19 protein-coding genes are annotated in these 21493 nt (G+C 64.0%); 12 read left to right on the top strand and 7 right to left on the bottom strand.

The window, feature by feature from the left end; all coding sequences use genetic code 11:
- The first annotated feature begins 6 nt into the window (after nt 1–6).
- The gene (gene rsmD, locus HHL25_RS11015; RefSeq protein WP_169590291.1) at nt 7–567 is read left to right on the top strand and encodes a 16S rRNA (guanine(966)-N(2))-methyltransferase RsmD; all 561 of its coding nucleotides are present in this window, start codon (nt 7–9) and stop codon (nt 565–567) included.
- A 23-nt stretch (nt 568–590) separates the two neighbouring features.
- Nucleotides 591–1472 (top strand): patatin-like phospholipase family protein, encoded by an 882-nt coding sequence (locus HHL25_RS11010; protein WP_169590289.1) that lies wholly within the window; start codon nt 591–593, stop codon nt 1470–1472.
- Nucleotides 1473–1508: 36 nt separating this feature from the next.
- On the opposite strand, the gene HHL25_RS11005 is transcribed toward HHL25_RS11010, so the two are convergent.
- Nucleotides 1509–3353, bottom strand: a complete 1845-nt coding sequence (locus tag HHL25_RS11005; protein WP_169590287.1) for a monovalent cation:proton antiporter-2 (CPA2) family protein — start codon at nt 3351–3353, stop codon at nt 1509–1511.
- 75 nt (nt 3354–3428) lie between these two features.
- Here HHL25_RS11005 and HHL25_RS11000 point away from each other — a divergent pair, with 75 nt between their 5' ends.
- The 6 genes from HHL25_RS11000 (at nt 3429) to lpxK (ending at nt 9303) form a co-directional block, all read left to right on the top strand.
- Nucleotides 3429–4775, top strand: a complete 1347-nt coding sequence (locus HHL25_RS11000; protein WP_169590285.1) for a TldD/PmbA family protein — start codon at nt 3429–3431, stop codon at nt 4773–4775.
- A 39-nt stretch (nt 4776–4814) separates the two neighbouring features.
- Nucleotides 4815–5624, top strand: a complete 810-nt coding sequence (locus HHL25_RS10995; RefSeq protein ID WP_169590283.1) for a 3'(2'),5'-bisphosphate nucleotidase CysQ — start codon at nt 4815–4817, stop codon at nt 5622–5624.
- A gap of 60 nt (nt 5625–5684) precedes the next feature.
- Nucleotides 5685–5933, top strand: coding sequence for a DUF4170 domain-containing protein (locus tag HHL25_RS10990; RefSeq protein WP_169590281.1), 249 nt, complete (start codon nt 5685–5687; stop codon nt 5931–5933).
- 158 nt (nt 5934–6091) lie between these two features.
- Nucleotides 6092–7411, top strand: coding sequence for a lipid IV(A) 3-deoxy-D-manno-octulosonic acid transferase (gene waaA / locus HHL25_RS10985; RefSeq protein WP_169592779.1), 1320 nt, complete (start codon nt 6092–6094; stop codon nt 7409–7411).
- Nucleotides 7412–7437: 26 nt separating this feature from the next.
- Nucleotides 7438–8145 (top strand): HAD family hydrolase, encoded by a 708-nt coding sequence (locus tag HHL25_RS10980; RefSeq protein WP_169590279.1) that lies wholly within the window; start codon nt 7438–7440, stop codon nt 8143–8145.
- Between the two features lie 120 nt (nt 8146–8265).
- Nucleotides 8266–9303, top strand: coding sequence for a tetraacyldisaccharide 4'-kinase (gene lpxK, locus HHL25_RS10975; RefSeq protein ID WP_169590277.1), 1038 nt, complete (start codon nt 8266–8268; stop codon nt 9301–9303).
- A gap of 12 nt (nt 9304–9315) precedes the next feature.
- On the opposite strand, the gene HHL25_RS10970 is transcribed toward lpxK, so the two are convergent.
- Both HHL25_RS10970 and mutL read right to left on the bottom strand, forming a co-directional pair.
- Nucleotides 9316–9543, bottom strand: coding sequence for a DUF2093 domain-containing protein (locus HHL25_RS10970; RefSeq protein WP_169590275.1), 228 nt, complete (start codon nt 9541–9543; stop codon nt 9316–9318).
- A gap of 65 nt (nt 9544–9608) precedes the next feature.
- Complete coding sequence (gene mutL, locus HHL25_RS10965; RefSeq protein ID WP_169590273.1) at nt 9609–11444, bottom strand: DNA mismatch repair endonuclease MutL; 1836 nt, start codon at nt 11442–11444, stop codon at nt 9609–9611.
- A gap of 383 nt (nt 11445–11827) precedes the next feature.
- On the opposite strand from mutL, the gene HHL25_RS10960 reads away from it, so the two are divergent.
- Both HHL25_RS10960 and HHL25_RS10955 read left to right on the top strand, forming a co-directional pair.
- Nucleotides 11828–13444, top strand: a complete 1617-nt coding sequence (locus HHL25_RS10960) for a response regulator (RefSeq protein ID WP_246701779.1) — start codon at nt 11828–11830, stop codon at nt 13442–13444.
- 127 nt (nt 13445–13571) lie between these two features.
- Nucleotides 13572–14933 carry a putative bifunctional diguanylate cyclase/phosphodiesterase gene (locus HHL25_RS10955; protein ID WP_169590269.1) on the top strand — a complete coding sequence of 454 codons (1362 nt, stop codon included), beginning with the start codon at nt 13572–13574 and terminating at the stop codon, nt 14931–14933.
- Nucleotides 14934–14939: 6 nt separating this feature from the next.
- Here the strand turns inward: HHL25_RS10955 and HHL25_RS10950 are convergent, their stop codons facing one another.
- Nucleotides 14940–15875, bottom strand: coding sequence for a LysR substrate-binding domain-containing protein (locus HHL25_RS10950; protein WP_169590268.1), 936 nt, complete (start codon nt 15873–15875; stop codon nt 14940–14942).
- Between the two features lie 97 nt (nt 15876–15972).
- Here HHL25_RS10950 and HHL25_RS10945 point away from each other — a divergent pair, with 97 nt between their 5' ends.
- Complete coding sequence (locus HHL25_RS10945) at nt 15973–17526, top strand: trimethylamine methyltransferase family protein (protein ID WP_169590266.1); 1554 nt, start codon at nt 15973–15975, stop codon at nt 17524–17526.
- Between the two features lie 23 nt (nt 17527–17549).
- Here the strand turns inward: HHL25_RS10945 and HHL25_RS10940 are convergent, their stop codons facing one another.
- The 3 genes from HHL25_RS10940 to HHL25_RS10930 form a co-directional block, all read right to left on the bottom strand.
- On the bottom strand, nt 17550–18266 hold the full coding sequence (locus HHL25_RS10940; RefSeq protein ID WP_169590264.1) for a hypothetical protein: 717 nt from the start codon (nt 18264–18266) through the stop codon (nt 17550–17552).
- Between the two features lie 363 nt (nt 18267–18629).
- Nucleotides 18630–19229: a PRC-barrel domain-containing protein gene (locus HHL25_RS10935; protein WP_169590262.1), complete on the bottom strand. Its 600-nt coding sequence runs from the start codon at nt 19227–19229 to the stop codon at nt 18630–18632.
- A 219-nt stretch (nt 19230–19448) separates the two neighbouring features.
- Nucleotides 19449–20336, bottom strand: coding sequence for an SMP-30/gluconolactonase/LRE family protein (locus tag HHL25_RS10930; RefSeq protein WP_169590260.1), 888 nt, complete (start codon nt 20334–20336; stop codon nt 19449–19451).
- A gap of 418 nt (nt 20337–20754) precedes the next feature.
- Between HHL25_RS10930 and HHL25_RS10925 the strand changes: the two genes are divergently transcribed.
- Entirely contained in the window at nt 20755–21492 is a 738-nt protein-coding gene (locus HHL25_RS10925; protein WP_169590258.1) for a helix-turn-helix transcriptional regulator, read from the top strand.
- The last annotated feature ends 1 nt before the right edge of the window (nt 21493 follow it).

The following is a 21493-nucleotide window of genomic DNA, read 5'->3' as shown; positions in this document are numbered from 1 at the left end:
GGCGCGGTGCGGATTGTCGGCGGTGAATTTCGTGGCCGCGCCCTGGCCGCGCCGAAATCCAATGCGATCCGGCCGACCACCGACCGGACGCGCGAAAGCCTGTTCAACATCCTCGCGCATGCCCATCCGGGCGTGCTCGACGGCACCCGGATCCTCGATCTTTTCGCCGGTACCGGCGCGGTGGGCATCGAAGCCCTGTCGCGGGGCTGCAAGTCGGCGCTGTTCGTCGAAAACAGCGTCGAGGGCCGCAGCCTGCTCTGGGAGAACATCGATGCGCTCGGCCTGCACGGCCGGGCCCGGATTCTCCGGCGTGACGCCACCCAGCTCGGGCAGGCATCCAACATAGAACCCTTCGATCTCGTCTTCGCCGATCCGCCCTATGCCAAGGGCCTGGGCGAAAAGGCCTTGCTCGCCGCCCATCTCGGCGGCTGGCTGGCGCCGGGCGCGATCGCCGTGCTCGAGGAGCGCGCCGATGTCCTGGTCGAGGTGGATCCCGTATTCGCCTTCATCGAGGACCGCAGCTTCGGTGACACGAAAATGTACTTCTTTTCCTATAAGCCTGCCTGACGTTCCATCCGGGGAAGTCTGCCATGCAAGAAAACATCGCCTTGACCGTCGCTCCGACTGAGCAATCGGCCGGGGCGCCTTCCATCGCGCTTGCGCTCGGGGCGGGCGGTGCGCGTGGCTTTGCTCATATTCCGGTCATCGAGGCGTTGGACGAACTCGGGATCCGCCCGACGGTGATCGCAGGCTCGTCGATGGGGGCGATCATCGGCGCCGGCATGGCTGCCGGCATGACCGGCAAGGAAATCCGTGACTACACGGTCCAGACCATCGGCCATCGCGGCACGGTCGCCAATCGCCTGTGGAGCCTCGGCCCGTCCACCATGCGCGATGCGGTCGGCGGCTTCAAACTCGGCCAGTTCAATCTGGAGCGCATCCTCAAGGCCTTCCTGCCGGAGGCGATCCCCGCGGATTTTTCCCAACTCGGCATTCCCCTGAAGGTAATCGCCACCGACTATTATGGCCAGTGCGAGGTGGTTTGCGAGAGCGGCGATCTCTACGAGGCGCTGTCCGCTTCGGCCGCCATTCCGGCGCTCTTCATGCCGATCCATCGCGACGGCCGGCTGATGATCGACGGCGGGATCTTCAATCCGGTTCCCTATGACCATCTGATCGGCCAGGCCGACATCGTCGTCGGTGTCGACGTGATCGGCGGCCCGGAAACCACCGGCAGCTTCGTCCCGAACCGCATCGACAGCCTGTTCGGCGCGACCCAGCTCCTGATGCAGTCGAACGTAGCGCTGAAGATGAAGCTGTGCCAGCCGGACCTTTATCTCAGACCCGAGGTTAATGCCTTCCGGGTGATGGATCTGCTCAAGGCCCGCCAGATCATCGAGTCGAACGAGGCGATCAAGGACCGTTTCAAGCGCGATCTCGAAGCGCGGATCGAGGACCTTGTTCGCCGTTGAGGCGGCGGGTAGCCGGAATCGTTTCGCAGGTCTGGGTCAGCTCGGACTGAAATCCCTGTTGGATTCCTGTTCCTCGGTCAGCGCCGTCGTCCGTTTGGGCTTGAGCAGCGGCTCCGGACGGACCGGGCGGTTGTGCAGCATGTGGCGCCCGGCATGCACGCCTTCTGCCGACTGGATCTTCAGTCGCTCTTCGTCGCGCCGGCGAATATCCTCGCCGATCTTGTAGGCATCCTCTTCGCTCATCCCGAGCGCCTCGATCGTGCGTCGCCCGAACAGCAGGCCGGACTCCAGCGTCTCGCGCAGCTCGTATTCGATGTCGCGTTTCCGGAGCGAAATGCTGTGCAGGCGGTCATAGGCGCGCACGAAGAGCCGCGCATCCGGAAAGTCTGCGCGTACCAGATCCACGATCTTGTCTGTCACCTCGCGCTTCTGGGTGCAGACGGCAACGATCTTCGCCCGTTCGATGCCTGCCGCACGCAATACATCGAGCCGGCTACCGTCGCCGAAATAGATACGGAAGCCGAAAGACGCTGCCTGCCGGATACGGTCAGGGCTGTCGTCGATGATTGTCACGTCGCGGCCGCTGGCGAGCAGGATCTGCGCCGCGATCTGGCCGAAACGGGAAAAGCCGATCATCAGCACGTCGGCGCCCGCGCCTTCGAAATCCTCCTCGATCTCCTCGCGGACCTCGGCCGATACGAGCCGGCGTGACAACAGCTGCCCGAACGGCATCAGGGCCATCGAAAGCGTGACGATGGCGATCAGCAGCGAGGAGGTGCTATTGGTGAGCAGCCCACTCGCCGCTGCCGTGGTGAAGATGACGAAGCCGAATTCACCGCCCTGCGGCAGCAGCAGCGCAACGCGGATCGCATCGTCATGGGACGAGCGGGTGACCCGGCAGAGCGCATAGAGCACGACCGCCTTGATCAGCATCAGTGACGGCACCGCGACGACGATCATCAGGAGGTTCTGTCGGATGACGTCGAGTTCCATCGATAGCCCGACGGACATGAAGAAGAGGGCGAGCAGGAGGCCGCGGAACGGCTCTATATCGGCCTCGAGTTCGTGCCGGTAGGAAGATTCGGCGAGCATGACGCCCGCGAGGAAGGCGCCCATCGCCATCGACAGCCCGCTCGCATGCATCAGCATGGCCGACCCCAGCACGACGAACAGCGCTGCCGCGATCATCACTTCGCGGGCGCCGGTGCGGGCGATCACCTGGAACATCGGCGTCAGCAGGAAGCGGCCGGAAAGCACCGTGACCACGATCGCTCCGAGCGAGATGGCGATGTCGAGAAGCGGCGACTGGTCCGCTCCGCCGCGGTCCCCGTCGAGGACAGAGAGCATGGCAAGCAGCGGCACGATGGCGATGTCCTGCAGGAGCAGGATCGAAAAGGCGCGCTGGCCATGGCGGCTGTTGAGTTCGGCATTGTCGTTGAGGATCTGAAGCGCGAAGGCGGTGGAGGAAAGCGCAAGACCGAAGCCGGCGACCAGCGCGCCCCGCCACTCCAGAAGTCCGGTGGCGACGGCCACCGTTGTCAGGACAAGACCAGTCAGCACCACCTGCGCCGAGCCGAGCCCGAAGATGTCGTCGCGCATGTGCCAGAGCCGCGACGGCTTGAGCTCGAGGCCGATGATGAACAGCAGGAAGACGACGCCGAGTTCGGCGACGGCGAAGATGTCGTCGGTTCCGGTGATCAGATGGGCCAGCGGACCGATGATGATGCCGGCCGCGAGATAGCCGAGCACGGTGCCGAGGCCGAGCTTGCGAAACACCGGGGCGGCGACGATGGCGCCGCCGAGCAGAAGCAGCGTTTCCGTGAAAAGCGCCTCGGAACCTGTCGACAAATCCTGGGTCTCCTGCCTTTGTGATCGGGCCATCCCCGGGAATCGCCCCGCGACCCTTGATGCCTTCCGTAATGCACAATAAATGGAGCGGGAATGAAAGGCCAAATCATGTCCAGCCAAATCGATTCCGCGCCCCTCCTCGCTCGTGCCGAAGAGCTCGTCTCGCTTGCCCGCAAGGCCGGTGCCGATGCCGCCGACGCCGTCGTGGTCCGATCCCGTTCGACCTCGGTCAGCGTCCGCCTCGGCAAGGTCGAGCAGACCGACGCCTCGGAGGGGGATGACTTCTCGCTCCGCGTCTTCATCGGCAAGCAGGTCGCCAGTGTTTCGGCCAATCCGGGCTTCGATCTGAAGGCGCTCGCCGAACGGGCCGTCGCCATGGCCCGGGTTTCGCCCGAGGACCCCTATGCAGGTCTCGCCGATGCCGCCGATATCGCCAAATCCTACCCGGACCTCGATCTCTTCGACCCGACGGTGGTGTCGAGCGATGCCCTGCGCGAGGCGGCCCTCGCGATGGAAGCCGCAGCACTCGAGGTCGAAGGGGTCAGCAATTCGGCCGGTGCCGGAGCCTCGGCCGGCATGGGTGGCATGGTGCTCGTCACCTCCCACGGTTTTTCCGGAAGCTACATGGCGTCGCGCTTCAGCCGCTCCGTCGGTGTGATCGCCGGCGAGGGCACGCGCATGGAGCGTGACCACGATTTCGACAGCCGTCTCTATTTCGCCGACCTCGACAAAGCCGAGGAAATCGGCCGCCGTGCCGGTGAACGTGTCATCAAGCGCGTCAACCCACGCCAGGTGCCGACCGGCAAGGACCTGACCGTCGTCTTCGATCCGCGTGTCGCTCGCGGGTTTGTCGGCCATATCGCCGGCGCGATCAACGGCGCGGCCGTCGCCCGCAAGACTTCGTTCCTGCGTGACCGCATGGGCGAGCAGGTCTTGAAGGCCGGCCTCAACATCACCGACGATCCGCTGAAGGTACGCGGTTCCGCCTCTCGTCCGTTCGATGGCGAGGGCGTCAAGGGCGAGCGCATGACGATGATCGAGGACGGCGTGCTGAAGCACTGGTTCCTGTCGTCTTCGGCCGCGCGCGAACTCGGCCTGCACACCAACGGTCGCGGCGCCCGCGGCGGCACTGCCGTTTCCCCGACCTCGACCAACCTCGCGCTCGAGCCGGGCGATGTTTCGCCCGCGGACCTGATCCGCTCGGTCGGCACCGGCTTTTATGTGACCGAGCTGATCGGCCAGGGCGTCGACATGATCACCGGTGAGTACAGCCGCGGCGCGACCGGTTTCTGGATCGAGAACGGCGAACTCGCATTTCCGGTCTCCGGGGTGACGATTGCCTCGAACCTCAAGGACATGTTCATGCGGGTGACGCTCGCCAACGACATCGATCGCAAGTTCGGCGTTGCCGCCCCGACCATCGCGATCGAGGGCATGACGCTGGCAGGGCAGTGATCGCATGATGAACGGGACGGCAGGAGGGACAGCTTCGCCATGAGCGCCCAACCGATCTTCGACTGGCAGGCCGACCTGGCCCTGATCGCGGAAGCCGCCCGCGCGGCCGGTGCCGTGGCCCTTGGTCACTTCGGCCAGTCGCCGGAGGTCTGGTGGAAGAACGGTGGCCATTCCCCCGTCAGTGCCGCCGACTATGCCGCCAACCAATGCCTGGAAGAGAGATTGCGCAGTGCCCGCCCGGCTTATGGCTGGCTGTCGGAGGAGACGGACGACGATCCGGCCCGGCTCGCCTGCGAAACCCTCTTTGTCGTGGACCCCATCGACGGCACTCGCGCCTTCATCAACGGCCGCAAGACCTGGTGCGTCAGCGTCGCGGTGGTGCATGGTGGTCGGCCGGTCGCGGGTGCGCTGGTCGCCCCTGCACTCGACGAGGAGTTCCTCGCCGTGGTCGACGGGCCGGCGCTGAAGAACGGCAAGCCGATCTCGGTTGCCACCCACCGGCCGGAGGAAAGGCTCAAGGTCGCGACGCCGCAGGACATCGTCGCCGGCTTCGATGCCGTCATCCGCGACCGCATCGAGCGGGTCGAGCACATTCCCTCGCTGGCCTATCGCCTTGCCATGGTCGCCGACGGTCGTATCGATGCGACGCTGGTGAAGCGCAATTCTCATGACTGGGATCTTGCCGCCGCTGACCTCATCCTGGAGCGTGCCGGCGGCCGCCTCGTCGATCTCGATGGAGAGGCGCTGCGCTACAACCGCCCCGAGGTAAGCCACGGCGAACTCTGCGCCGCGATCGAGGCCGAATTGCCGGACCTGCTTAAACACCTGCTTCTCGCGCCGCGCAGTTGACCTTTCCGTCGAAATCGATCAGAGGAAGGTGGACGCGAAATCTACGGAAAGAGACTGGAAATGGCGGATTCGAACGACAGCAAGCAGCTTCTCCACCTCGTCTTCGGCGGCGAACTGTCGAGCCTGGAAGACGTTCAGTTCCGCGATTTGAACGCGCTCGATATCGTCGGGATCTTCCCGGACTATGCGAGTGCCCTCGCTGCCTGGAAGGCCAAGGCGCAGCAGACCGTCGACAACGCCCACATGCGCTATTTCATCGTCCACATGCATCGCCTTCTGACCCCGGGCGGCGCAACGGTCGAGCACTGAGACTTTTTTGGGCATCGACCTCGGGCGGTGCCCGATGACCGTTGCCGCATGTCACGTTTAAAACGTAGTTTTGAAGCATCAGGTATTTTTGCGTAGCCAGCCTCCTGAAAGGGCTCGATGGCGTTCATGATGAATAAAAACGGTGTCGCACGATGGCAATGAGCGATGGTCTCGCATCCTTGGCCATTGCCTCCTATGGCTGGGCGGGCATCGCTGCCTATCCTCTGACGGGGCCCCTGCTTGCCTTTCGTGCCGCGAAGGGCAAGGAGGATCGCGCCCGCCGCCTGGAGCGTTTCGGCTATCCCGCCATCGATCGGCCGGCAGGTCCGCTGGTCTGGGTGCATGCCGCGAGCGTCGGCGAGACGCTGGCCGTCGTGCCCTTGATGCGCGAACTGCGTCGGCGTGACATCCACGTGCTTCTGACCACCGGTACCGTGACCTCGGCCGAACTCGCGCGCTTCCGTCTCGATGGCGAGATCCTGCACCAGTATGTGCCGCTCGACGTCAAGCCGGCGGTGCGCCGCTTCCTGAGCTACTGGCAGCCGGACGTCGCGATCTCGGTCGAATCCGAGATCTGGCCGACGACGCTGATGGAGCTTCACAAGCGTCACATCCCGCAGATCCTCGTCAACGCGCGCATTTCTGATCGCTCCTTCGATCGCTGGCAGCGCCATTCCTCGATCGCCGAAGCACTGTTTTCCAAACTGTCGCTGGTGATCGCCCAGTCCGAGCTCGACGCCGAACGGTTCCGCGATCTCGGTGCCTGGCCGGTCAGCGTATCGGGCAACATCAAGGTCGACAGCGACGCCCCGCCTTGCGACATGGCGGTGTTCGAGCGCTATCGCCAGCAGATCGGCGACCGCAAGACCTGGGCCTCCATCTCGACCTTCGACGGCGAGGAAAAGATCGCCACCATGGTCCATCGGGCGTTGAAGGCCCACACCGGCCTTCTGTCGATCGTCGTGCCGCGCCATCCCGAGCGCGCCGACGAGATCGAGGCGATGATGATCGAGAAGGGCATGAAGGTGGCACGCCGCACTCGCGACGACGTGATCACCCCGGATGTCGACGTCTTCCTCGGCGACACGATCGGCGAGATGGGTCTTTACCTGCGCCTCACCGAGATCGCCTTCGTCGGCCGGTCGCTGACGGGCGAGGGCGGCCAGAACCCGCTGGAGCCGGCGATGCTGGGCTGCGCCGTGCTGGCCGGTCCGAAGGTCGGCAATTTCCGCGAGAGCTATCAGCGGCTGGTCCGCAGCGGCAATGCCCGTATCGTGCGCGATGCCGAAATGCTCGCCAAGGCGGTCCATTTCCTGATGTCGAACGACCTCGCCCGCCACAAGATGATCGACGCCGGAACCGAGACCATGCAGGAAATGCGCGGCGCGCTGGTCGCGACGCTGAAGGGCCTCGAGCCCTATATCACCCCGCTGACGGTGACGGCCAAGCTAGAGCCCCGTGTGGCGGGTCGCGGCTGACGCTGGAATCGGGGGAGGGGCACATCATGACGACCACATCGGAGATCGCCGGCATTCTGTTCGACAAGGACGGTACGCTGCTGGATTTCGATGCCAGCTGGGCGCCGGTGAACCGCAAGGTCGCCCTGATCGCCGCCGCAGGTGACGCGGCGCTGGCCGAGAACCTTCTTCGGGCCTGCGGCATGGACCCGGTGACCGGCCGGCTGGTTCCCGACAGTCTGCTCGCCGCCGGCAATACCCGCGAGATCGCCGAGGGGCTGATCGCCGCCGGCGCGCAGCACGATCTGGATGCGCTTGTTCCGCTGATCGACGACCTCTTTGCCGGCGCGGCTGAACTGTCCGTCCCGGTCACCGAACTTGCGCCGCTCTTTGCCCGGCTGCGGGAGCGTGGGTTGCGGCTCGGTATCGCCTCCAGCGACAACGAGCGCTCGATCCGGGTTGCGGTGCGCCGTTTCGGCATCGACGACTACGTCGATTTCGTCGCCGGCTATGACAGCGGTCATGGTTCCAAGCCCGGCCCCGGTATGGTGCTGGGCTTCTGCGCCGAAACCGGCCTCAAGCCACACCAGGTCGCGGTCGTCGGCGACAACAACCACGACCTCCACATGGGCCGCAATGCCGGCGCCGGTCTCAAGGTCGCAGTGCTGTCCGGAACCGGCTCCCGTCAATCGCTGGAGGAAGCCTGTGACGTTCTTTTGAACGACATCACAGAGCTCGAGGCTGTTCTCAACTGAGCGACGCGTGCGAAGGATGTCCGCAACCGGCTTGACGAAGGCTATCCGGTTGGGCTCTCTTGTGCCGCGACGTGGGGTCGAGCGGTCGGGGGACCGCGACAAAGAAAGAAAGTGGACCGGATGGTATCGGAAGCACCGCCTTTTTGGTGGATGAAGCCCGACTGGCGTGCCTGGAGTCTTTCTCCCCTGTCCTTCCTCTATGGCCAGGTCTCCGGTCGTCGCATGGGCCGCAAGCGCCGCCATGCGCCCCCGGTTCCCGTCATCTGTGTCGGCAACTTCACCGTCGGCGGTGCCGGCAAGACCCCGACGGCGATTACGCTTGCGCGCGCCGCGGTGGCCAAGGGCCTGAAGCCCGGCTTCCTCAGCCGTGGCTACGGCGGTTCGCTTGATGTCACCACCGTGGTCGATCCGGATCACCATCGTTCGGTCGATGTCGGCGACGAGCCGCTGTTGCTCGCCCGCGAAGCCCTGACCGTGATTTCGCGCCGCCGGGTGGCAGGCGCGGAGCGCCTGGTCAAGGAAGGGGCCGACATCATCATCATGGATGACGGCTTCCAGAGCGCACGGCTCGCCGTCGACTTCGCCCTGGTGGTGATCGACACCCAGCGCGGCATCGGCAATGGCCATATCGTTCCGGGTGGTCCGGTGCGGGCGCCGATCGCCGTCCAGATGCGCCACCTAGACGCGATCCTGAAAGTCGGAAACGGCAATGCTGCGGACCTCCTGGTGCGCCAGGCCGCGCGCGCCGGAAAACAGGTCATGGTCGCCCGCCTCGAACCGGAGCGCAACGACGCCCTGTCCGGGCGCCGCGTGCTGGCCTTCGCCGGCATTGCCGATCCGGGCAAGTTCTATCGCACGCTGGATGAGCTCGGTGCCGAGGTTGCCCAGACCCAGGGTTTCCCGGATCACCATCATCTGAGTGACGACGAGATTGATGATCTTCTCGCCCGGGCCGATGCCGCCGCGTTGCAGCTCGTCACCACGGCGAAGGACCAGGTGCGTCTGATCGGCGGGCACGGCAAGGCGGCGGAACTGCTGAGCCGAGTAGGCGTGGTCGACGTGGAAATGAAGTTCGATGATCCGAATGCGCCGGGCCGGGTTATCGACCGGGCAATCGATGCCTTTCGCGCCCGGCGGCTCAGGACGGCCGGACGCTGATGGCCTGAGGCCTCAACGCTTCTGGTTGGGCAGGGCGCCGGCGCGCTTTTCCGCCTCCAGCGATGCGGCGGCATCCACATAGGGTTCCTGGCGTGCCACGCTCCAGTATTTCAGCTCGTCGACGAGGATCGGCTGTCCGGTGATCGCACAGGTGACGAAAGTCCCGGGCGAAAGGATCTGGAAGTCCGCATCGAGATAGCGGATCTTGGCTTCCCGGCTTCCGCCTTCAAAACGGTTCATCTGGATCGATCTCCTGCGTGTAACAAAACTGCCATAGCGCGCCATCGTCCGGATTTCCAGACTTTTCAGCTACGCCCGAAAAGGCGTTCGATGTCGGAAAGCTTGAGCTCGACATAGGTCGGCCGGCCGTGATTGCACTGGCCGGAGCCCGGCGTCTCCTCCATCTGGCGCAGCAGCGCATTCATTTCCTCGACCCTGAGCTGCCGGCCTGACCGCACCGAGCCGTGGCAGGCCATGGTTGCCGCCACATGTTCGAGCTTGGCCGAGAGCCCCTGAGCCGTATCCCATTCCGCCACTTCGTCGGCGAGTTCGCGGATCAGTCCCGGCACGTCCATCTCGCCCAGCATGGCGGGCGTTTCCCGGACCGCGATGGCGCCGGGGCCAAAGCGCTCGATGGCAAGCCCCAGCTGTTCCAGCGAGGCGGCATGGACCATAAGCCGGTCGCAATCCTCTTCCGGAAGGTCGACGATCTCGGGGATCAGCAGGCCCTGCGAGGGAAGCCGCCGGCCGGAAAGCGCCTTGCGCATCTGCTCGAACACCAGACGTTCATGCGCGGCGTGCTGGTCGACGATCACCAACCCGTCCTTGGTCTGAGAGACGATGTAGTTGGCATGCACCTGGGCGCGGGCCGCACCGAGGGGAAAGGTTGCCGTCTCGGTGGCGGGCTTTTCGGCCGCGACGAAAGCCTCGCTCCGAGCAGTGGGCATTTCGGTTTCGCCGAACCGCGCCTGCAGCGGCTCGGAGAACCCCGGTTGCGAAAACGCCGTCGCGGCGTTCGTCGGCTGGCCCGCAAAGGGACGATAGGGAGACGACTGGTAGCTCCAACCTGCGCCTGATGGCGCGGGCGGCGGGGTGGGGCGGAACCCGGGCCTGAAGGCGCGCAGCATGCCTTCGGCACCCGTGGTCGAGGCCCGGTCGCCCTCCCGCTTCAGCGCTTCGCGGATCGCCCCGACGATCAGGCCGCGCACCAGTCCGGGGTCGCGGAAGCGAACGTCCGATTTGGCCGGGTGCACGTTGACGTCGACCAGTGCCGGATCGAGTGTCAACGACAACACGGCGACGGGATAGCGCCCCTGCGGCATGGTCTCGGCATAGGCGCCGCGGATCGCCGACAGGATCTGCTTGTCCTGCACCGGACGGCCGTTGACGAAGGCATATTGATGAGCCGAATTGCCGCGATGGAAGGTCGGCAGGCCGGCAAAACCGCCGAGCCGGACGTCCTCACGCTCGGCGTCGAGCGCAATCGCATTGTCGCGGAAGTCGCTGCCGAGCACCTGGGCGATGCGGGCGAGGCTGTCGTCGCCGGTTGCCGGCAGTTCGAGCGTCGAACGGTCGCTGCCCGACAGCACGAAGCGGATGGCCGGGAAGGCGATGGCCATGCGTTTGACCACTTCGGTGATCGCGGCCGCCTCGGCCTTTTCCGTCTTGAGGAACTTCAGCCGCGCCGGCGTCGCGAAAAACAGGTCACGCACCTCGACCGTGGTTCCGGGATTGGCAGGCGCCGGCCTCACCGCCGAAACCTTGCCGCCGGTCACGGTGATCTCCGCGCCTTCGGTACTGTCGGGCCTGCGGCTGGTGATGCTGAGCCGCGCGACCGAGCCTATCGAGGGCAGGGCCTCGCCGCGAAAACCGAGCGACCGGATGTCGAACAGCGTGTCTTTGAGCTTCGACGTGCAATGCCGGCGGATGGCGAGTTCCAGGTCCTCGGGCGCCATGCCGCTGCCATTGTCGATGACCCGGAGCAGGCCCTTGCCGCCGCCGGCGGTGGCGATCTCGATGCGGGTGGCACCGGCATCGATGGCATTCTCGATCAATTCCTTCGCTGCGCTGGCCGGTCGTTCGATGACCTCGCCGGCGGCGATCTGGTTGATGAGGGTTTCCGAGAGCTGCTTGATGACCATTTTTCTATTTTCGGGGATTCGCGGGCAGGATGGAAGCGGTAACTGAACCTGTGCACGGAAGGGGCAAAGGCAGGCAACTCCATTAAGCTGGTTTTAAGTTAAGGCGGATAGTTTCAACGCTGACTTGAAATGTTTTTCAAAGGCAGGGCCGGTTCCGCCGGCAGGGGAAGGACGATTGCCGGAACGTCCTTCATCTCACCCTCTGCCGCCTCAAGCGAATTCTCCCGGCATGTTTCGGCGTGACGAAATACCTATGGATTCGACTGTCTGGCGTACGCTTTTCAGTGTTTTGAGGCGGTAGTGTGAAAGAGTTTGCACCAGTTCCTGGTGAAGACAGGCCGAAAGGGAACGACGCAATGGTCAGCGGGGGTGCGGATGCGACAATGCAGACGACCATGCTCGACGCCGTGTCCGAGGCGCTTTCCGTTGCCTTCGTGGTCTACGACCGCAATGACCAGTTGATCTACGCAAGCCGACTGATCCGCAACTATTTTCCGATTCCTGCAGAGTTCCTGAGCCCCGGAACCCGTCTGCGCGACTATCTCGGTGCGCTCTACGATGCCGGCTGGCGCGATGCCGCGACCGCTGGCAAGGGCGAGATCGTCCAGAGCCGCGAGGAATGGATCGCCGAACATATCGCCGCCCACTGGCGCGAGCGCTCCGAAGTCCAGCAGCTCGACGGCCGCAATCGCTGGACACGCTATTCCAAGCGTCGCCTGCCGTCGGGTTTCGGCGTCTGCGTCATCACCGACATCACCGACCAGAAGAAGCGCGAGGAACAGTGGCGCGCCGACATGGAACGGGTGCAGCTCACCGAGGAAATCCTCGACAACCTGCCGCAACCGGTCTTCGTCCAGGATCGCAACCTTGCCATGGTCGCGGTCAACAAGGCTTTCTGCGCCTGGATGGAGATTTCCGCCGACAGCATTCTCGGCGGCACGCTCGCGAGCGCCTTCGCCGACGAGGTCGCGGGCCGCCTTCAGGGTGTCACACGCCACATTCTGGAGACCGGAACGCCGTCCGCCGTTTCCGTCGATCTTCCGGCGGGCGCTGCGGGCATCCGCCGCGTCGTGCTGCGCAGCCAGCGGGTCGGCAAGCCCGGTCGCTATTTCATCGTCACGAGCTTCGATGACGTGGCCGCCGTCGGCAGCGAGACCGCACCCGGTGCCCCGCTTGGTCCTGCGCTCCCGCTGCTTCCCGAAAACGATCCTGTGCGCCCGGCGATCCCCGCCGCCAACATCGGCCGAAAGGCCCTGCTGATCACCGGCAACGTCGAATTCGAAAGCAAGGCGCTGAAGACCCTTCAGCGCCTCGGCATCGACGCCTGCGCCGTTCGCGATCCCGGCGAGCAGGAAGCTTTCCTGAGTGTGGCGCGATCTGTCGGCGTGGTGATCGACCTCGTCATCGTCGATACCGACATGGATGTAAAATGCCTGGAGATCGCCGAGACCTTCGGCACCGCGACGATCACGCTCGACGGTTTCCAGCTCGACACCGAACTCGCCTTCCTGGTGATGGAGCGGCTTGCCGGTCTCGATCCGGACGGCGCGGCCGACGACTGGGAAATCTCGACGTCCGAACCCCAAGCTGCAACGCCGGTCGCAACGGCGCCTCTGGTGCTGGTCGCCGAGGACAACGAGATCAACCAGATCGTCTTTTCCCAGATCCTCGAGGGACTGGGTTATTCCTACCGCATCGCTGCCGACGGCGAGGAGGTCGTCAAGCTCTGGCTTGAACTTCAGCCGGACATCGTGCTGATGGACATCACGCTGCCGCGGCTGAACGGCTTCGAGGCAAGCCGCCGCATCCGCGAACTGGGCCTGAGTTCGGCCCGCGCAACCCCGATCGTCGGCGTCCTCGTCCAGGCCTTCGAGCGCGACCGCGAAGAATGTTTTGCCGCGGGAATGGATGATGTCATCCTCAAGCCGCTGAGCCCCGATGCCGTGGAAGCCGTGCTCTCGCGCGTCGCCCCGGCGCTGAAGGGCGTCTCGGCCGGCTGACGATCACTGTCAACCCCCTAAATCATGGGCCAGAATCCATAGCCAAGGCTACGGAATTGCTATTATTTTTTTAATGTTTGACACCCATCCTCGGTAGCGTCGAAAGATCTCAATCCAGGATGTGCCCATGGGCTCTGCGGGAACAACATTGCCACCAGTGAGCCAGAACGAGCTTCAGGCAATGGCCTATACCGACCAGCTCACGGGCCTTGGCAACCGCTACCGTCTGCGCGACAAGGTGCGCCTGCTGGCGAGCGAGCGTGCCGCCGATCCCGCTCCCTTCACCGTCGGCATCGTCAACCTTGATGGCTTCAAGCCGATCAATGATCTTTTCGGTTCGGTGGCCGGCGACGAAATCCTCTGCCAGGTCGCTCATCGCCTGAAGGCCTGCGTTCCCGATGGCGCGACCGTGACCCGCCATGACGGGGACGAGTTCGCCATTATCCTGCCGCTGGTCTTCGAGCGCGTCGGTGCCGAGCGTACCGGCCAGATGATCAAGGACGTGCTCTCCGCGCCTTACGACCTCGGCGATCGCAACGTCCGTCTTTCCGCCTCGCTCGGCTTTGCGGTCTATCCCTTTGCCGGTGCCGATTTCGAGGAGCTGATGAAGAGCGCGGAAACCGCCCTTTATCGCTCCAAGCGCCGCGGTCGCGGCCAGATCACCGTCTACTCCCGCGAGATCGCGCAAGAGATGCGGCGCGCCACCCAGCTCGAGCAGGCGCTGCGCAACGCCATCATCAACGACAATGTCGACGTGCACTTCCAGCCGATCGTCCGCCTGTCCGACAATCGCGTCGTCGGTTTCGAGGCGCTCGCCCGATGGAATGATCCCGATCTCGGCTTCGTTTCTCCCGCCATCTTCGTGCCGCTCGCCGAAGAACGGGGGTTCATCGACATGCTGTCGGAGACCCTGTTGCGCAAGGCGGCCGAAGCAACCCTCGCCTGGCCGCGTGAGCTGTTCCTCTCCTTCAATCTGTCCTCGGCCCAGCTGATGGATCCGCGCACCACGTTCAATACGTTGTCGATCCTCTCCAGCGTCGGTTTCGACCCGCGCCGCCTGGAACTCGAGATCACCGAAACCGCCGTGATGACCTCGGCGGACACCGCTCGCCGCATCATCGACGAACTGCGCGAAGCCGGTATCCGCATCTCGCTCGACGATTTCGGGACGGGCCAGTCCAGCCTCGGGCGCCTGCGCGACTTCACCTTCGACAAGGTCAAGATCGACCGCGCCTTCGTCTCGGCCATCACCACCGACCGCACCTCGGAACACATCATCAAGGCGATCGTGACGATGTGCGAGGGCCTCGATCTGGAAGTGGTCGCGGAAGGCATCGAAACGGCGGCGGAAGCCGAAAAGCTGCGCCGTCTCGGCTGCGGCATGGGCCAGGGCTATTACTTCGGCAAGCCGGCGGACGCCGCTGCCACGCTGCGTTATCTCAACGACCACCACCACGAGTTTGCGCTTGTCGAAAGGGCGACGGCCTGAAACGTTTCAGCCGGTGCCGTCATGTCCGATCGCCGGCTTTTCCCCTTGCGACAGCAGCCAGTCCCGCACTCTGGCGGCCGACGGCGTCAGCTCGCGCGAGCGCGGCCACACCACATAGAAGGCGTGTCCGGTATCCAGCGCATGGCCGCCCACTTGGACGAGCTGCCCTGAACGCACCTGCCCCTCGATGAGATGGTTCCAACCGAGGGCGATGCCTTCGCCGGCGAGTACGGCCTGGATGACCAGCACATAGTCGTTGATCGCCAGCCGTCGCCCCTTTGGTGCATAGGCGATGCCCGCGCTGGCGAACCATTCCGGCCAGTTGCAGGCCTGCCGCACCGGTTCCTCGAGCCAGATCAGCCTGTGCCGCGTCAGGGACTCGGGCGTGTCGGCCGGGCCGTTCTGCTCGATGAAGGCGGGGCTCGCGACCGCGCTGATCACCTCCGGTGCCAGCTTGGCGGCGTGGTAATGCGGCCAGTTTCCGGGATCGCCGCCGCGTACGCCGAGCGGGATGGCCTCTTCTTCGAGGTCGAGATCACGAACGCTTGTCTGAATCCTGAGATCGATGTCGGGCAGGTCTTCGCGGAGGCGCGCGAGCCGCGGCAGCATCCACATAGAGGCGAAGGCGGTTGAGGCCGCGAGCGTGACGTTGACCTCGCGGCCCTTGGCCCGGATGTCCTCGGCCGCGCGACCGATGCGAGAGAGACCGGCCGACACGTCGGAATGAAAACGCTCGCCGACCTCGGTCAGCCGCGCCGCCCGGTGCACCCGGTCGAAGAGCACCACGCCGAGCTGTTCCTCGAGCGCCCGGATGGCGTAGGAGACGGCCGCCTGGGACATGCCCAGTTCCTCCGCCGCGCGGGTGAAATTCTCGTGCCGGCCCGCCGCCTCGAAGACGATCAGGTTGTTGGCGGAGGGCAGCAGGCGACGGAAACTACTCATAAGCTGAACTTATCGCATCGCGAGACTTTTTCCAACGTCACAATGTCTCCCAGCACCGCTAGCTTCGATCAAAATCAGATTGCAAGGGGAGCGCCGGATGTCGGGAGATCTGCAGGAACTGGAACGCAAGGAACGCCGGACTCGGTCCGCGAGGGGAGGGCGACGGGAGGCCGGCGCAAGTCCTGCCTTGAGGGTGCCCTTCATCCGTCGCAACATCCCGACCTACGACATCCTGTCCGAGGAAAACCTGCTCCGCATCGAGCAGACCGCAGAGCGGATCCTGGCGGAAGTCGGGATCGAGTTTCGCGACGATCCGGCGGTGCTCGATCACTGGAAGCGGGCAGGTGCCAAGGTCGAGGGAGCGCTTGTGCGCTTCGAGCCCGGCATGCTGCGCGAGATCGTGTCGAGTGCACCGGAGACCTTCGTCCAGCACGCGCGCAATCCGGCAAACAACGTGGAAATCGGCGGCAAGAACGTCGTCTTCTCGCCGGCCTACGGCTCCCCCTTCGTCATGGATCTCGACAAGGGGCGCCGCTACGGCACCATCGAGGATTTCCGCAATCTCATCAAGCTCGCCCAGTCGAGCCCGTGGCTGCATCATTCGGGCGGCACGATCTGTGAACCGGTCGACCTGCCGGTCAACAAGCGCCACCTCGAAATGGTCTACAGCCATATCAAGTATTCCGACCGCGCCTTCATGGGCTCGGTCACCGCGGAGGAACGGGCAGAAGAATCGATCGAGATGGCCCGGATCCTGTTCGGCGCCGATTTCGTCGACCAGAACTGCGTCATTCTCGGCAACGTCAACGTCAACTCGCCGCTGGTCTGGGACGGCACCATGACCCGGGCGCTTCGAGCCTATGCGCGTGCGAACCAGGCCGCCGTCATCGTTCCCTTCATCCTCGGCGGCGCCATGGGTCCGGTCACCAATGCCGGCGCGATCGCCCAGGCCTATGCCGAGACGCTTGCCGGCTGCGCATTGACCCAGCTGGAGCGCAAGGGCGCGCCGGTCATCTTCGGCAACTTCCTCTCCTCCATGTCGCTCCGCTCCGGTTCGCCGACCTTCGGCACGCCGGAACCGGCGATCGGTTCCATGGTGATCGGCCAGCTCGCACGGCGCCTGAAGCTGCCGCTGAGATGCGCGGGCAATTTCTCGAATTCCAAGCTGCCCGACGCCCAGGCCATGCAGGAGGGCGTCATGTCGATGCTGTCGGCGGTCCATTGCGGCGCCAACTTCATCCTGCATTCGGCCGGTTTCGTCGATGGCCTGCTGTCGATGTCCTACGAGAAGTTTGTCATGGACACGGATTTCTGCGGGGCATTGCATTCCTACATGGCCGGCGTCGTGATCGACGACAACACGCTCGCCATGGACGCCTTCCAGGAGGTTGGGCCGGGCAGCCATTTTCTCGGCTCTGCCCATACGATGCGGAACTACCAGACGGCCTTCTGGGATTCGGCGCTTTCCGACAACGAGCCGTTCGAGAAATGGAGCGCCGCCGGCTCGACCGACATGGCAACCCGCGCCAACAGGCAGTGGAAGAAGACGCTCGCCGAATATCAGGCCCCGCCGCTCGACGTCGCCGTCGACGAGGCCCTGCGCGACTACATCGAGCGGACCACCCGCGACAGACCCGACGCCTGGTATTGACTTCGGCAGCCTGCGGCCGCTCGTTAGCCCTGATCGTTCATCATGGCGGTGAATTCGCCGCCGGGGCGCTCGGGCATCGGGTCGAAGACCAGTTCTTCCGGCCGACGGGTGAGGGCGATCTGATCGCCCTGTTCCGTGACGAACGTATCGAAATGCGTGAAATTCTTGTCGCGCAGATCGAAGACCGGCTCCTGATTGGCCTCGAGCGCTGCCTTGAAGCCGATGATCGTGCCTGCCGCCGCAACATAAGCGGAGGCACGTCGAAACAGCTTCGGCATCAACACCAGTTGGTCCGTGAGCGTACCGATATTGACGATGGATGAGAGCGTATTCGTTGCATCGACTGCGTGAACGCCAAGCCCCGCCGCGCGTGCTGCGTCGACACTCGCAGTCAGATGCTCGCGCAGTTCGGCGAAGAGCGTCCAGTAATAGGTGGGATAGGCGAAGCCACGCGACAGCAGATGGATATTGACGCTGTTGTCGAGGTCCTGAGCCTTGGCGAAGATCTCGCTGCCCGTGGCCATCGGTGCCACGTCGGCGAATGCAAACGCGATGACGCGCCCGAATTTGTCCGTCGATCTGGCAAGAATGTAGCCCGGCGATCCGTCATCGGCTGCAATGACGCTCCCGGCATTCGCATCCCACTGAACGTTGCGGATCCCGACGAAGTCCAGCAGTGCGTTGCGGGCCGCATTGGCCAGGTTCAACGGCTGATGGCGGCCTTCGAAATGGGTCTCCAACGCGTCGATCCCTTCAAGGCGGAGAGAGATATGCCCGCGCTTGTTGATTTCAGGTGGGACGCCATCCAGCAGATCCAAGATCTGATATTTGATCGGGTGAAAACCGGATCGTATCGCCATCGGGCGAATAGTTCACGCAGAAGAAGCGACCGGTGAGTATTCTGAAAGGCATCCCGCATACTCGCTCTATCGGAGAAAATCTCGCAATAGGTGTATTTCTATCATCTGCAAGCGGGCAAAGGAAGCGAAACTTCGGTCTGTCGGTCTGTGCGGAAGCCCCGCGACCGCATGTGTCTGGACACGGGAAAGGGCGGCGCCGAGGCGCCGCCCTTCAGGGACTTACAACACGTCCCGCGTTCCGGGTTACTTGGTAACCGTCGACGAGGTGGTGGTGTTGTCGGTCGGCATCACGGCCGGATTGGCGTCGGCCTGCTGTTCCAGGGTCTTGAACTCCGGCGCAGCCTTGAGCGTTTCGGCCGTTTCGACCGTCGTCAGGCGCAGTTCGTCGCCGTCATTGGCGTCGCGGGTCACCGTGATCTTGTCCATCGGAACGGCGACATCCTTTTCGCCGATCCCGAGGAAACCGCCGACGCCGATCACGGCCGCAACGATTCCGCCCTTGTCTTCGATGATCAGGTCGTTGATTTCGCCGATGGACTCGTCAGCAGCGGTGTAAACCGAAGTGCCGATGAACTCGTTGGCGCTGAGCTGCGTCTCGCCCTGTTCGGTGAGATAGGTCGCACTGGATGCGGTCGAAGTCGTGCCGTCGGTCGTGGTGGTCGTCGTCGTGCTGCTTGCCGCAGCGTCCGGAGCCTTGTCGGTCGGGACGACGGCCGGTGCTTCGGTGCCTGCTGCAGGCGCGGGCGCTGCCGGAGCGGTGGCGTCCTGGGCATAGGCGAGCGGTGCACTGGCGGTCGAGCCAAGCAGGACGGCGGCGACAAAGGTGTTGAGGGTCTTCTTCATGGTGGGCTACCTTTCCTCTGAGATAGTCTTGCGAATGACGCGGATCGCTTGCCTTGAGAGGCTTGGCTGCCTGCGTCGGTTCGAGAGGAAAATGCCCGGTGCCGATGATCGTTCCCGAACCGCGGCAAGGTTTATTTTTGCCGCAAGAGGGAACATTTTCAGTCTATTAGGATCGCGGCGGCGATCAATGCCTCCGCCGCGTCCCGGTTTCTCAAATCTTCAGAGGCGGAACGCCGGCTCGATCCGACCCTTGACCGCAATGCCGAGTTCGAAGGTCGCGCCGGCCAGGTTGTCGGCCTCGCGCCCCGTCGCGTCGAGCCCCTCCCAGCAGGAGGTGACCATCAGCCGGTCAGCATTGTTGCCGAAGAAGGCGGGGCAGGTGACGCGCCGTGCCGGCATGGCGTAGCGTGCGATATGGTTCCCCTGCGCATCATACCGGTCGAGGCAACCGCCGTCCCAGCGTGCGTTCCAGATATGGCCGTTGGCGTCGCAGACCGAGCCGTCGAAGACGCCCGGCATGTCGCGGCCGTCGACGAGAACGGAGGCGGGCCCGGTCGGCAGGCCGGTGGTCGGATCGACCGGCACGCGCATCAGCTGGTTGACCTTGGAGTCGGTGAAATACCCGACCGAACCATCGGGAGAGAAGCAGATCGCATTCGGAATGCTGACCGCATCGAAGATCCGCGTCACGGTCGTTCCGGCCACGTGGTAGATCGCGCCGGCGCCGGTTGCTGCGGTCTTGCCCATCGTGCCGATCCACAATGTGCCGCTCGGATGCAGCCGGCCGTCGTTGGAGCGGGTCCCGCGGCTCGCCGGTTCCAGTTCCGCGTGAAGGCTAAGGGCGCCGGTCGCCGAATCGCGCAGGAAAAGTCCCTGATCGGAGGCGATCAGGTGACGCTTGCCGTCGATCCGGGCGATCACGCTACCCATGAAGGGCAGGGCATGCGAACGCGTCGTGCCGTCTGCGAGTTCATGTTGCTTCAGGCTCCGCCCCATGATGTCGAACCACCAGAGGCAGTTCGCCACCGGGTCATAGGTCGGTCCCTCGCCGAGCTCCAGGCGCTCCTCGTCGAGAATGCTGCCGGCAAACGAATGTTGTGACGCCATGTCCGCTCCCTGGTCTAGGCCTTTTTGCAGTGCGTAAGGCCGTGAGCCCCTTATTGGCAGGGGTTTACCGTAAAATAAAGTTGGCTGCTGGACTGTTACGCGAATCTGCGGCTATTGTCCCAACCCATGGCAAGCCGGATTCGACTGGGATCGGGACTGCCGGCACATTGCAGTCGATAAAGCTCTTCCTTTTCGGTATCGGAAAAAAGACTGGCCGCGGCAAACCCCGTGGCACGCAGGGGGAAACGCCAGAGGGCGGCTTTAATTTGACGATTGTCATGCGTGGTCCGAACGTGCTTCAAGAGGGAATATTGCCGGCGATGCAACCGTTGGCGGAGATTCGTGGAGTGCGTGTTCGGAACGGGGAGAAGAATTTGTCGCTTGCTGATTTTGGGGTCTTGCGAAGAAAATTTATCCGATGAGTGTGAATGAAACTGACGGTGCGGACCGGATTGCCGGTTACGTCGCCGATATCAGCGGGTTCAAGACCCAGTTCGACGTCTTCCATTTCATGAAGCGGCTGACCGAAAACTATGGTGCGCGCGCATTCATGGTGCTGAACCTTCCTTCTGCGACCTCGCTGGACCTTTCCAGCAGTTCGATCATTACCAACTGGCCTGCGGATCTGCTCTCCGAATTCGATCAGACCGCGCTTTTGCCCACCAGCCCGATCCTCACGCGCCTGCGCACCGCGACTGCGCCCTTCACCTATGATATCGCCCACGTAGCCAAGCAGCGCGACGCGCAGACGACGGATCTCTCTCGTTCCCTGTTCGAGCGCTTCCGCATGCCCCGCGGCGCCTATTTCCCGGTTCACGATGCATCCGGCATGCGCGGCGCCGTCTCCTTCGCCGGCGATCGTGCGCTCTTCACGCCGGCCGAGATGATCGAACTCATGTATCTATCGGTTCACGTCTACAACCGCCTGGCCGAGATACGCGAGCTCGACAATCGCGCCACGGACATGCTGACGGAGCGCGAGATCGATTGCCTGAACTGGACCGCCGCCGGCAAGACCAGCGTCGAGATCGCGGAAATCCTCGGGCTGTCGGAACACACCATCAACCACTATCTCAACCGTGCCACCAAGAAGCTCGATACGGTGAACCGGACGCAGGCGGTCGCCAAGGCGCTGCGGCTCGGGCTCATCAAGTAGG

The organism is Rhizobium terricola (assembly GCF_012927355.1).
In the GTDB taxonomy this organism is placed as follows: domain Bacteria; phylum Pseudomonadota; class Alphaproteobacteria; order Rhizobiales; family Rhizobiaceae; genus Allorhizobium; species Allorhizobium terricola.
The sequence above is the reverse complement of the archived record's forward strand: the minus strand, read 5'-3'. Positions and strand labels throughout refer to the sequence as shown.